Raw genomic sequence first — 12,819 nt, forward strand, 5'->3', positions numbered from 1 at the left:
AATCGATATTCCGCGTCAACGGCCAGCCCATTTTTCGACTATCCGGCCTACCGAATTAACGTTTTGCGCTTCCGGTTATCTGTAGAGACGCGACCGCCCGGCGACCCGGCCATCGCGTCTCCTGTGCGTCAGCAACAAACCATCCGAATAGGTGGTCCAACCCATCGCGTCTCCTGTGCGTCAGCAATAAACCGTCAGGATAGGTGATCCAACCCATCGCGTCTCATGTGCGTCAGCAGCGAACCGTCAGGTTGGGGAGCTATAACGGGCCAGCATCGCCACCAGCGATGCCTTCATCTCCTCGACCAGGCTGGCGGGTTGCAGTACGGTCAGGTGTTCGCCGTACGAGCGCAGGTGCATCAGCAGATCGCGGTTGGGGGCCAGCCGGAGCCGCACGACGCAGGCCTCGTCGGTATCGCTGATCACCTCCTGAGTCTGGTGGATAGGCTTGGCTTTTACGTACCGACCAAACAGCGGACTAAACGACAGCACGATATTCTCGACCGGGCCGTGACTGTCGGTGATGCCGTAGATGTGTTCGAACAGGTCGCTGACACTGGCCAGCACGGCGGGCGGCACATCGCAGGGATCGTCGAGGAGTTCGAGATCGCTCATGCGGTCGAGGGCAAACGTCCGCTCGCTGCCGCTGGCCGCGTCGTAGCCGATAACATACCAGCTGTCAGCCACTTCGCGCAGCAGAATAGGGTGCAGAATACGAAGTTTGGGCCGCTCGGGTTCGGTCATGCGCGCCCCCCGCCGGAGCCGCGCTGGAGTGCCGCGCTGGGCCGATACAGCCTCTTCGTGTTTGAGATACCGGAACGCCACCTGCCGGTTCTGGTTCACGGCCCGAATCAGCATGGGTACGTACTGGCGGTTGCCGCCAAGAATCTTTTCTTCGACGTATACGATCCGGCGCGACGGTGCCGGGGCACTGCCGTCGCTCTTCACCTCGCGGATAATATCCAGACTTTGCCGGACTTTCTGGAGGGCGTTGGTCAGTTCATCGGCCACGGTAGCGCCCTGGGTAGCGGCCAGCACCTCGCGGGCGTAGTCGAGCGCTTCCATATCGTCGGGGCTCAGCATCAGGTTCAGGAGCCGGAACTGCGGGTTGCTGTAGTAATAGCCGTTGGCCCGCTTGTCGTATTCGATGGGTGCGTCGTGGTCTTCGCGCATCCGTTGGATGTCTTTTTCCAGCGACGAGATGGACCGGATGCCGCACTTATCCTGACAGAGTTCGAAAAGTTGCTGTTTGGAATACCGGCGGGGGTACCGGCTGATTACCTCGTCGATGAGTCGGTAGCGTTGAAAGGCAGAACGGGTTATAGGCATATCGGAGTCGTTGGCAGCAGGAGCGCTGATATAGCGACAAAGCAACCAAAACATTTTTTCAGAAAAAAGAGAGAACGTAAATAGTTTACGTTTACGGTACAGCAACTTTGAGTCGGACAATCACATACGACGATCATGAACCATACGCAACGTCCTCGCTCAAACGCCCCCGCTTACCACCGCCCGTCGCTCTCGACCCGGCAACTCGTTGACCTCGAACTAGGCCTCTACCTGCTCGGTCAGTTACGTCCGTCAGCCCCGCCAACGGCGCTCCCCGCCCTGCTCTCGGCCGACACCAGCACCCGCGCCAGCCTCACCCCGCAGCAGCATAAATACCTCAACCGGGCCCGGCTGCTGCTGGCTCATTTTGCCAACCCCAGCCACTGGCAGGACCTGCTCGACGCCTACGCGACCGCCCCCACCCACCGGCTCGCCTACGACATCAGCCGTGACCTGAGCCGCTTCACAGAAAAGACCGTTGGCTTCTCGCGCAACCGCATCGGCGTACTTCGGAAAATGCTGGCCTGACCCTGAGTCATCATTCATGACTCAACGGCTCCAGCAGGCGCTGGGCTGGTTTTATCGTGCCATCATGCGCTGATCACTGCGCCCGTCGGCCCACCTGGCTCCGTACCGGAAACAGCACCAACCGTCTCGCCCCGATGCTGGTGAAACTCATTATGGTGACGGCCGTAACCAATCCTGCTGGCGACGAAATACGGGAGCACGATGCCCCCATGTTGTCATGAGTTATATACAGAAGAACGAATACACAGTTTATCACCCGGCCCCGTGTACGATCCGGTACAGGGTCCGCATCAAAACCCACGCATGAACGCCACACTCCGGCAATTGACCCCCGCGGCTGTACGGCTGGCCGCTACGACGCTCATTCTGGCCGAGGGCTATACGACGACCCTTTGCGTGAAGCAGTTTCTGCGCAACCGTGGGTACCGGGCCTATCAGGCTGAAGTTTCGCAGTGGCTGTTTGTGATAGCCGGCCAGCAGGGCTGGTCCGTTCACGACAATGGCCTGTTTCGGGTCTATTATTTTCCGAGGCTACCGCTGCTGCCGCAGTAGATCGACCGGCGCTCGCTGGCTTCCATCAGCTCGCTTACCCACCCCCACAGCCGCTCCTGTCGACCCGTACGGAGCCGCTGTGGGGGCTTCGGTTTGTGGCCCCTGTGCGCCCAGGCCGCATGGCAGGTGTGGCCGGGGCGGGTTCACCGAAAATAAATTTCACAAAAAATGTACAACGTAAAAAGATTACGTTCTTCTAGTGTGAAATTTGATATGAACAACGAACAACGATACTAATGAACGCTCTTTTGACCACCGCTCCTGTTGCCCGCCCGGTTCTGGCCAGTCAGCTTCGCTGGCAGGAGCCGCTAGCCACCCGGCTTCGCTTCCGTCATGCCCTGCCGGGTATGGTTGCCAACCGGTTGCTGAACATCGAACTGGGCTTATTTCTGATGGCCGAGCTGCTGCCGCTGGCTCCGCCGGAGTCATTGCCCGACCTGCTGAACGGGCAGGGAGCTGCTTTCCGGCAGCGGCCCATCTGGTCGCCCCGCCAGCATCGGATGCTGAGCCAGGCCCGGATGCTGCTGGCCCCCTACCAGAACCGCAACGTCTGGTACAACGCCCTGATCAAGTACGCCGGTCTGCGGTCCGATCTGCGCGCTTTCACGCTCAAAGGAAACCTCAACGCTCAGGTCGGCAGCACGATCCTGCGTGAGCGTGTTACCCTGTTTCGGCAGGCGCTGGGCTAGTCCAACTCCCCATTACATCGGGTACTTACGATGTACCACATAACCAAACAACCTGACTAATGAACGTAACGCATCGAAAACTAGACCAGCAGGCCGTACGGATGGCCGCCACCACGCTGATCCTGGCCGAAGGCTGCACAACCACCCTGATGGTACAGCAGTTTCTGCGTAACCAGGGTTACAGCACCTATCAGGCCGACATTTCGGACTGGCTGAACGAGGTAGCGCAGCAGGAAAACTGGAACGTCGATCAGAACCCGCTCTTCCGGGTCTACCATTTCCCGACGTTCAGCACCTTGCCACAGTAAGCGCCCATACATCAGTAAACACAGCGGAGCCGCTGACCCATCTCTGGGTTAGCGGCTCCGCTGTATATAGGCTGTTTCAGCGAATAGGCTGCAACCAGAAGCGTCGAGCCAGCCGATTCGCCCCGCGCTTCTCACTGACCTACAAACACCAGCGTTTTGCCCCGAGGGTCTATGGCCAGACGGGTAATCTGGGTGATGCCGGCCGCGCTGAAGTCGGCCAGTTTTGTCCAGCCGGTGCCGTTGCCCGGCCGACACTGATACAGCGCGGCTCCCTGGCCCATCAACAGGGTACCGTCGGGTGTCCAGACAAAGTCTTCGCTACCCGGCAGAGTCGGCACCATGGGGCTGATCTGACGGGTTTGCCGATCGAGCTGGCTGATGGTCCAGTCGGTGGTGGTTCGCTTGTGTACGAAGCTGACCGCTTTTTTGCCCGGCACGTTGTGCAAAGACCGGCCGATGTTTCCTGCCAGCCGGACCGTATCGCCGGTGCTGACGCGGGCCAGTTGCCGCGAATTGGGTTTACCCAGGATGAACAGTGCCAGCGAGTCGGGCGTGAGCCAGCAGTGAAAGCCGACGGGTTTTACATTCCCGAGTACCAGCACCGGGTTGCCCGCGCCCGAGATCGGGAATTTCCACAGCCGCTGCGTCTGGTCTTTCTCGACCCGAATGACGGAAAAATAGTTCCGATCGGGGGTAACGGTAGGTGAGTATTCGCTTTCGGGCGTCCGGGTGAGCGGGGTGTTTGTTTGCTGCCGGAGATCGTAGCGGTAGATGTCGGTCTGCCCATCTTCGCGAGCCGATGTATACAGCACCGCCCGACCATCGGGTGTAAACGAGGGCTGATTGTCGTAGCCCTTCCGCTGGGTAATGTTGCGGGGAGAACCGACCTGAAGCGCCTGCCCGCTCCGGGTCAGGTCGACCAGAAACAGTTCCGTATCGGGCGGGGCCTGCCCCCAGGCCATCAGATGGCCGGATAGCGTAAGCACAGCCAGCCAGGCCGCGAAAAACAGAGGACGAAAAGCAGCGCGATAGAGCCGTGGCATACAGGGTGGGATAGTCCGGGAGTAACAGACCTCACGCAAAATAATACAATATGCCCACACTACCGGCGGTTAAAGCGCCCGCCCAGCGCAGATCCCCCCTGAGCGATAACGACGGCTTTGTACCGGTCTCGTCGGGGCCAGCCGCTGCCGGCTCATTTACGGCCTGATTGGGCAGCAGGAACAGCCCCAGCGTAGCCAGAGCCGCCCAGGGCGCCAGGCTTTTCGGCGAGAAACCGCCCCAGAAAACCAACCCGACAAACACCGCCTGCACAAGCAGAAACAACCCCACCGCCCGCGCCAGCTGTCCGGCGTTCAGGTTCACGCGCAATCGCTCGAAACCCGCCAGATTCTGGTTGGGGAACAGCGTCCGGCTGAGTGCAACGAGCGTAGTCAGACTCAGTACGAAGGTCAGAAAGACCCGATGCATGAAGTTGAGTTTCTGGCCAAATACCGCTGCCACGGCCGGGCTGGTACCCAGAAAGTTATCGTAGATAAACTCGGCCAGCAGGCCGTAAAAGGGAGCCATCGCCATAGCGATTACAGCCGCCCGCGCGGAAGCACCCCGCCACAACACCCCGACAAAAAACGCAACCATAATGCCCGGTGTGAAGTACGACAGCTGCGCCGATACCTTCAGCATGAAGTTGTTCGTTCGGTCGGGCGTGTAAGTATAGAGCGCCAGCGCGATGCTGGCCACGACCATCACCACGATCATCAACCGGCCGAACCGCACAATCTGCCTGTCACTGGCCCCTGGGTTCACGTATTTCTGGTACACATCGACCGTCAGCAGAGTCGTCGCGGCATTCATCATCGAGTCGACGGACGAAAACGTGGCGGCCGTCAGCCCGGCCAGAATCATGCCAACCAGACCGGTACCGGGCGGGATAACGGTTTCGACCAGTTTCAGAAACGCATTGTCTGAGTTGAAGTCGATCGTACCGAAGCGGGCCCGAAACAGGTAAAAGGCCGCCACGCCCGCCGAAATGCTGAAGAACGGAATGGTCAGTTTCAGAAAGCCGCTGGCAATAACTCCCCGCCGGGCGTCGTGGTCGGAGTTAGCCGCCAGGACGCGCTGCACCAGAAACTGGTTGGTGCTGAAGTTGAAACAGTGCTGCAGCAGCAGGCCCGTAAAAATACCCGTCCAGGGCAGGTTAGGGTGATTACTGGGCAGGTAGAGATGCATTTTCTGGACCTCGCGGGGCTGGGCCGCATCCAGGTCGAGCAAACCCATGAACCCGCCAATTTCGGGCTGGCTCAGGGTGAAATAAGCCACCGCAGTGCCGGCCGCGAGCATCATAACGGTCTGGATGGTGTCGGTCACGACGATACTTTCCATACCGCCCCAGATGGTATAGGAGCAGGTAATGAGGCCGATCAGGAGGAGGCCCGCCGGGTACGACATGGCAAAACTGGTGCCGCCGAAGAGCCATTGCAGGGTAATACTTCCGACATAGAACGAGCCGACCAGCTGGACCAGAATGATCAGGATCAGCAGGATGGTGTACAGCAGTCGCGCTTTGTCGTTGTAGCGTACTTCGAGATACTGCGAGAGGGTAAAGACATCCAGTCGCCGGTACGAACTCAGGAATACGAAACACAGCAGCAGTATGGCCGGAAATACAATCTCGTAATGGGCCTGTACGAACCCGATGGAGTAGCCGATACCCAGCATGCCGATCAGGTGAAACGACGAGATATTGGTACCAAATACCGACCCCGCCACCGCCCACCAGCGAATGGACCGCCCGGCCAGGAAATAATCTTCAGCCGTTTTTTTACGCAGGGCAATGATGATACCGGCGGTGGGCATGATGGCCAGCATCAGCACCAGCACAACGACGTCGATGGTTTCGAGTTGACTTAACAAGTGATTAGTTATTAGCGATGAGCGATGATCACGCCAGGCTCATTTTAGGTTACTCTTCGTGTTCAGAATAATAGTGCGGATGATCTTCAACAGTTTATCTGCATCAGCATGCATGCTGGTAAACTCTTTTTCAGCCAGGTAACCCGTTTCTTTCATTAACTCAAGCCAGTAGAGCGTTTCGTCAGTTTCTTTCTGCGCTACACCCATTTTGTGTATAAAGTCGGCCTTGCTCTCGGCATTATCTGCCTCGCGAACATTAGCTCCTACTGATGTACCTGATCGAAGCATCTGTTTACTCAATACGTATTCCTTCTGCCCATCACATATGTATTGGTAAAGGCGGATAGCACGAACCGCAAATCGGAAGCTTTTCTCCCGAACAACATTTTCCTTTTTCATCGTACAAGTCGGTTTAGGTTTTTACAAATCATTCATCATTCAATAAGCTAACGTTCCAAAAGTTAACGGCGTTTCGGGGGTTGTGGCGGGGCGACGGCCCTGTACGTCGGCCAGGCGAACGTTGGGGAGGTGCGGCAGTACGAGTCGGCCGAACAGTTCGCACTCGTCGAGCAGCGGGTAGCCGGAAAACACAAACGACCGGATGCCCATGTCCATGTAGCGATTGAGTTGCCGGATGATTTGATCGGGTGTGCCGACCAGCGCCCCACCGGCTCCCGAGCGGGCCCGGCCGATGCCGGTCCAGAGAATCGGCTCGACAAAGCCTTCGTCGTCGGCTTCCTGACGCATGGCGTCCTGCCGCAATACCCCCAGCGACTTTCCATCCTGGGTGCGCTGCTTGAGCGCTTCGGCCTGATCGGCATCGAACCGGCTCATCAGATGGCGGGTCCAGGCGCGGGCTTCCGCTTCGGTTTCGCGCACCACGACGTGGATACGCAGGCCGAAATCGATGGTACGTCCGTGGCGGGCCGCCCGGGCCGATACGTCCTGCATGGTCGCGTAGAGGCTTTCTTCTTTCTCGGGCCACATCAGAAACACGTCGCACTGCCGGGCACATACCTCGCGCGCGCCATCGGCAATACCCCCAAAATACAGCAGCGGACCGCCGTTTTGCTGGTAGGGTTTGACGGGTTGGCTAGACAGGTTAAGCGGCCCGTAAACGGGGCCATCGTGCACAACGCGGTCCTGGGTCCAGCCCTGCCGCAGTATCTCGATCGTCTCGCTGCACCGCTGGTAGCGCAGGGGCCCCTCTTCCTGGTAGCCGGGCAGGTCGGAGTTGATGATGTTGATCGTCAGACGCCCCTCCAGCAGATGATCGAGCGTGCTGATGATCCGGGCCAGCATTGGCGGATGGTATTCGCCGGTTCGAATCGCTACCAGCAGGCTGATGTCGGTCGTTAGCTGCGAGAGGGCCGACGCGAAGGACAGCGGGTCCTGCCCCACTACGTAAGACGTGGGCAACAGTATGTTTTTGAACCCCTGCCGCTCGGCCATGAGCAGGATGTCGCGGCAATGGGCAAAGCTGCTGCGCCGGGTTGGGTCGAGCTGACCCAAGAATTCGGTATCGCCCCCGCAGAGGTCACAGAACCAGGCAATTTCGGCTACCCGGTCGGTTGTTCGGACGGGCACAGCCGTTATGGAATCAAGCATGGTATAATCGGGCTTCAAAGGGCCGCAATACATCGGCCGTATCTGGATAATTTGATAAGATAACCGGTCCGGGCGCCGGCCGGTCAATGGCTACGGGCTGATCCGAAAAATTGGCCCATACGACCCTGACCTCGTCGCCCAGCCGGCGTTCGTATACCCACACCGTCGGGTGCTCGGGCAGCCAGTCCTGGTACGAACCCGTGTGCAGCGCGGGGGTTTGCTTCCGCAGCCGAAGCAGCTGTCGGTAGAAAGTCAGCACCGACCGATCCTGCCCCTCCTGGTCGGCTACGTTGATGGTTCTGTAATTAGGGTTCACCTTCAGCCAGGTTTGCTCCCCCTCGGTAAAGCCCGCGTTGGCCGCGCCTGACCACTGCATCGGCGTCCGGGCATGGTCTCGGGCAATGCGGTTGGCCGTAGCCAGGAATCGACCTGCTCTTGATGCCTGATCGGAATGTTGCCCCGGCATCAATGCCGGAGCTACGCATGGATCGTATGAGGAGGATGCATCCGGTTTTTCTACCAGGTCAGCAGACGTCCCACTACCTCCGGCCAAATCCTGATCTGGTCGATCCATGACTCGCGTCGGCATTGATGCCGACGAATCCCATTCACCCGAATCCGGTCCACCCGCAACTAATCCACCTGCCCTCGGTTCGACCAGCGCCTGCCAGGCATTTTTCACCTGGATATCGTCATACTCATCGATGGAGTCGAACGGGCGGTTTGTCATGCCGATCTCATCGCCCTGGTAGATACTGGGCGTGCCGCGCTGGGTCAGCAGGACGGTTGCCAGCATCGTGGCCGACTCGTAATGATAGCGGTCGACGTTGCCGAAACGGGACAGACAGCGGGGGTTGTCGTGATTGCCGAAATAAATATTCTGCCAGCCGGGGGCGTCGGGTCCGCTCGCCAGCGCTACATTCCATTTGGCGAAAACGGCTTTCAGCTGCGGCAGGGTAAACTCGGGTGCGGGGTCCAGAAACCGGTATTCCTCGCGAGGTACGGCATGATCGAAGTGGTAGATCATGTTCAGTTCCTGCCGGGCTTCGCCTACGTAGAGGTTGGCCTGTTCGGCCGATACACCGAAGCCCTCGCCGATGGTAATGACGTCAGGATAGTGAGCCAGCACCTCCCGGTGCATTTCCTGCAAAAACTCATGGATACGAGGCCCGTTGGCATGAATGGTCAGATCCCCGAAGCGCCCCGCCGGATAGTCGGGAAAAAGCGGGTCTTTTGACAGAAACGGGATCACATCCATCCTGAACCCGTCTACGCCCTTGTCGAGCCAGAAGCGCATCATCCGGTAAATCGCCTGGCGCAAGGCCGGGTTTTCCCAGTTCAGGTCGGGTTGTTTTTCCGCGAACAGGTGAAGGTAGTATTCATCCGTAGCGGCATCGTAAGTCCATACCGATCCCGAGAAGAACGACTGCCAGTTGTTGATCATACCAGCAGGCCGCCAGATGTAATAATCGCGGTAGGGGTTGTCCTTGCTTTTCCGGCTTTCCTGAAACCAGCGATGCTCGTCGGAGCTGTGGTTAACGACCAGATCGAGCACGATTTTCAGACCGCGATTATGCGCCTGGGCCAGCAGCTCGTCAAAGTCGGCCATCGTTCCGAATTCGGGCATGATGGCTTCGTAGTCGGAGATGTCGTACCCATTATCGGCGTTGGGCGACTGAAAAACCGGACTGATCCAGAGAATATCGACGCCCAGGTCGACCAAGTAATCGAGTTTGCCCGTAATACCCCGCAGATCTCCGATGCCGTCGCCGTTGGCATCGGCAAACGAGCGCGGGTAGATCTGATAAATAACCTTGTCTTTATAACCCATAGTTTCCATAAAACACAAAGGCACAGAGCGCACAGAGTTAGTAAATTTCTGCTGTGTCTCCGTGCCCCCATGCTAAAAAAACCCGTTACCGCATCAACTCATCGAAGGTGATGCTGAGGTAGTATAACCCACCGATCCGGGCCAGACCGTAGCCCTGCGCGTAATACTGGTTGAAGATATTGGTACCGCCCAGCTTTACGACCGACTTAAACGCAGGCACCCGGTAGCTGACCTGCGCGTCGACGCTGCTCCACGAAGGCAGCCAGACATCGCCCGCTGTAGTCCCCTGCTCCACCCACGTCCGGTCGGTCCAGCGGTAGGTAAGCGTAGCCCCCAGCCGATCGGTCAGGCGGGGGTTGGCCAGGCTGATGTTATACCGGTTCTCGGGCGAGATAAAGAAGTTACGCCCCAGCTGCGACACTTCCGGGTTACTCATCTTCCGCTTTACGACCGGCACCCCTGCCCGGTCGTTGCGGATAGCACCGCGGGCGTCGCGTAGCGTAATCAGCCCGGTCTGGTAAGCGTAGTTGCCGCTGAGGGTATAGCCCCGGCCAAGCCCGTATTCGAGACCAATACCGGCCCCGCGCACAAAGATTTCGTTCCTGTTGTTGAAGTTGACCTGCAGCGTCCGGTAATTGGTCGGCGTCAGTAAGGCGCTGACATCGGCACCCGGCGTCAGAAGCTGGAATACGTTCTGGGCGGCAATGAAGTCAGAGTAGCGGCTCGAAAAGTAGAAAGCATCGACATAGAACCGATTGCTGATCAGCGTTTTGTAGCCAACCTCCCAAGTCTTGATTTTTTCGGTCGTAAACTGCGTTGGGTCGATGATGAACGGCTGCGGCACGGCGGCTCCCGTAGTGCTCTGATAGGGCGTTACTTCAACCTGCAGATAGCCGGGGTTGGTGTTCAGTCCGGCTCCGTTATAGGCCTGGGGTAATCCACCAACCTCACCCGCCTGCCCCGTTGGCGGAATGGCGAACAACTGCCCCGGGGCGGGGTTCCGGAACGCCGACTGCCACGACGCCCGTACGTTATGTACGCCAGCACTCACCACCGCCGACGCTCTGGGCGTAAAACCACCCTGCAGGTACTGGTTCTTATCATAGCGCACCGCCACCGTAGGCTTTATCGTCAGCCGGTCGGGGCCTGTTCCAAAGCCCACCTCCTTCGACGCCTGCACGTAGGCACCGAATTCGTTGATGGTATATTCCGATCCGTCGGGCCGGCGCGGGAAAGCCGTACCACCCGATTCGAGCAGGAACCGGCGCAAACTCGACCCGGCAATCACGTCAACGACGCCGTTTAGCAGTTGGGAGAAGTTGTACATGCCTTCGTAGTGGAACAGCTGCGAGTTGTCCCGGAAGCGGGTCCCGGTCGTGTTCAGCAAGGCGATACGCTCGTTATTGTAGACGCTGGTAATGCCGTCGCGCACAAACCGAAAGTCCGACGAACCCGGCAGATACCGGCCCCGGTCAGCCACCGCCCGCGCTTCCTGGATGCTTACTTTGTTCTCGACATAAGCCTGCCCAAACTCATCGGCCCACTGGCTGATCGGTTTCCAGATGGTATTGATGATCCGGGCCGTTTGACCAATGTTCCAGCCTTCGGCGCGCTGCTGGGTGGTATAGGCCCGCAGAAAGAAGTTGTCGCCCCGCAGTTCGGCCTTGAACTGGTGCCGCCGGTAATCCGGGAAGTATTCGCGGAAACCAGCCGTCCGGATAAAGTTGCCGTTGCCGTAGTACCAACCCACCGACGCTTCCATATTCCGGCCTACTTTGTAATGCAGCGATATGTTGGCCCGGTTGTTATAAACGAGACCGTAGTTACTCAGCAGATCCAGCTCGGTATAGCCCGTTCGGGTAACCAGTTTGCCCTGCAGGGCCGCGTTTCCGTAGTTGGCCGGAAACCGGAAAGCGCCCGCGTTGTTGATGTCGTCGCCGTATATATTGACTCCGTCGTATTCGAAGTTTGTGTTAGGGTTATTGTTGGGCACGTAGGCAATCCCCGTGGCAACGCCCCCCTGTCCGGCATCGGTGCTGAAGAAGCCGGTTCGGGCGCTGGTTGATCGGTCGTCGTAATCGTCGGCAATGAAATCGGTGCCGCTCACCCGCTGAAAATTCACCTTGTAGGCAAACCGCGTTCCGACCTGTTTCGCGTAGCGGACGGCCATGTCGATGTAGCCTTTGGGGCCGAAATTGGATTTGCCTACGTTATTGAGGCCTACTTTCATCTGTGCACTCAGTCCCTGGTAGGTAAACGGGTTCTTGCTGGAGGTCAGCATCAGCCCCTGGAGCGCATCCGGCCCGTACAGGGCCGACGAGGCCCCCGGAATCAGCTCAATGCTTTCGATATCGAGGTCAGAAATGCCGGCTACACTGCCAAAGCCAAACCCCAGCCCCGGCGATCGGTTGTCCATCCCATCGGTGAGCTGCACGAACCGGTTGTTATTGTTAGCCCCGAACCCGCGCACGTTGACCGACTTGAACGTCAGACTTTGGGTAAGCAGGTCCACGCCTTTTACGTTCTGGAGCGCATCGAAGGGGTTGGCAGCGGGCGAGTTGGCAAACTGCCGCGCCCCCAGCTTCTCGACCGTTACGGGCGCTTTGCGGATGTCTTCAGGCACCCGACTGGCCGATACCACTACTTCATCGGCCGTGATGGCTTCCTCAGCCAGTTTTACGTCGATAGCTCTGAAGTTATTTCCACGAACAACAACCTCTTCGCGCCGGTAGCCAATGAACGAGACACTCAGGGTAAAGGGAAGCTCCTTATCCGTCGAAAGCGAAAACCGACCGTCGGCCTGGGTTACGGTTCCGGTGGTGGTACCCCGAATCAGCACAGTCACCCCAGCCAGGGGCTGGTCGTTGGCATCGGTAACCTGCCCCGACAAAATCGTTTGTGCCCAGCTAGTTACCGACAAAGCCAGTATAAGTATAAAAGAAAAAGAAATGTGTTTCATATAGATGCGTTGATAAAGCTTTACTTCCGTTTGACACAAGCAAAGTTAACTAGTTAGACGCTGTTTAAGCTAACGGAGCTACGAAGCCGCATTTTTTTGAAC

The 12,819-nt window shown here is 58.2% G+C and carries 11 protein-coding genes; 4 read left to right on the forward strand and 7 right to left on the reverse strand.

Features of this window, described 5'->3' with window-relative positions:
- Window positions 1-246: 246 nt before the first annotated feature.
- Window positions 247-1,329, reverse strand: coding sequence for a YafY family protein (locus tag B1C80_RS13045; RefSeq protein WP_077921581.1), 1,083 nt, complete (start codon window positions 1,327-1,329; stop codon window positions 247-249).
- Window positions 1,330-1,464: 135 nt separating this feature from the next.
- Between B1C80_RS13045 and B1C80_RS13050 the strand changes: the two genes are divergently transcribed.
- From B1C80_RS13050 to B1C80_RS13065, 4 genes are all read left to right on the forward strand, one after another.
- On the forward strand, window positions 1,465-1,857 hold the full coding sequence (locus B1C80_RS13050; protein ID WP_077921583.1) for a hypothetical protein: 393 nt from the start codon (window positions 1,465-1,467) through the stop codon (window positions 1,855-1,857).
- Window positions 1,858-2,160: 303 nt separating this feature from the next.
- A complete protein-coding gene (locus B1C80_RS13055) occupies window positions 2,161-2,409 on the forward strand; it encodes a hypothetical protein (protein ID WP_077921585.1) in 249 nt (82 codons plus the stop codon).
- A 236-nt stretch (window positions 2,410-2,645) separates the two neighbouring features.
- Entirely contained in the window at window positions 2,646-3,098 is a 453-nt protein-coding gene (locus tag B1C80_RS13060; RefSeq protein ID WP_077921586.1) for a hypothetical protein, read from the forward strand.
- A 59-nt stretch (window positions 3,099-3,157) separates the two neighbouring features.
- Window positions 3,158-3,406, forward strand: a complete 249-nt coding sequence (locus B1C80_RS13065) for a hypothetical protein (RefSeq protein WP_077921587.1) — start codon at window positions 3,158-3,160, stop codon at window positions 3,404-3,406.
- A 131-nt stretch (window positions 3,407-3,537) separates the two neighbouring features.
- Here the strand turns inward: B1C80_RS13065 and B1C80_RS13070 are convergent, their stop codons facing one another.
- From B1C80_RS13070 to B1C80_RS13095, 6 genes are all read right to left on the reverse strand, one after another.
- Window positions 3,538-4,449 carry a PD40 domain-containing protein gene (locus B1C80_RS13070; protein ID WP_077921590.1) on the reverse strand — a complete coding sequence of 304 codons (912 nt, stop codon included), beginning with the start codon at window positions 4,447-4,449 and terminating at the stop codon, window positions 3,538-3,540.
- Window positions 4,450-4,480: 31 nt separating this feature from the next.
- The gene (locus B1C80_RS13075; RefSeq protein ID WP_077921592.1) at window positions 4,481-6,319 is read right to left on the reverse strand and encodes an SLC5 family protein; all 1,839 of its coding nucleotides are present in this window, start codon (window positions 6,317-6,319) and stop codon (window positions 4,481-4,483) included.
- Window positions 6,320-6,358: 39 nt separating this feature from the next.
- Window positions 6,359-6,718 carry a four helix bundle protein gene (locus tag B1C80_RS13080; protein ID WP_077921593.1) on the reverse strand — a complete coding sequence of 120 codons (360 nt, stop codon included), beginning with the start codon at window positions 6,716-6,718 and terminating at the stop codon, window positions 6,359-6,361.
- 39 nt (window positions 6,719-6,757) lie between these two features.
- On the reverse strand, window positions 6,758-7,927 hold the full coding sequence (locus tag B1C80_RS13085) for an LLM class flavin-dependent oxidoreductase (protein ID WP_077921746.1): 1,170 nt from the start codon (window positions 7,925-7,927) through the stop codon (window positions 6,758-6,760).
- Window positions 7,920-9,767, reverse strand: a complete 1,848-nt coding sequence (locus tag B1C80_RS13090) for an alpha-glucosidase (protein ID WP_236648751.1) — start codon at window positions 9,765-9,767, stop codon at window positions 7,920-7,922. Before B1C80_RS13090 ends, B1C80_RS13085 begins: the two co-directional genes overlap by 8 nt.
- A gap of 76 nt (window positions 9,768-9,843) precedes the next feature.
- The gene (locus B1C80_RS13095; protein ID WP_077921594.1) at window positions 9,844-12,717 is read right to left on the reverse strand and encodes a TonB-dependent receptor domain-containing protein; all 2,874 of its coding nucleotides are present in this window, start codon (window positions 12,715-12,717) and stop codon (window positions 9,844-9,846) included.
- Between the last annotated feature and the right edge of the window lie 102 nt (window positions 12,718-12,819).

Origin of the sequence: Spirosoma sp. 209, assembly GCF_002006735.1 — a bacterium.
GTDB classification, from domain to species: domain Bacteria; phylum Bacteroidota; class Bacteroidia; order Cytophagales; family Spirosomataceae; genus Spirosoma; species Spirosoma sordidisoli.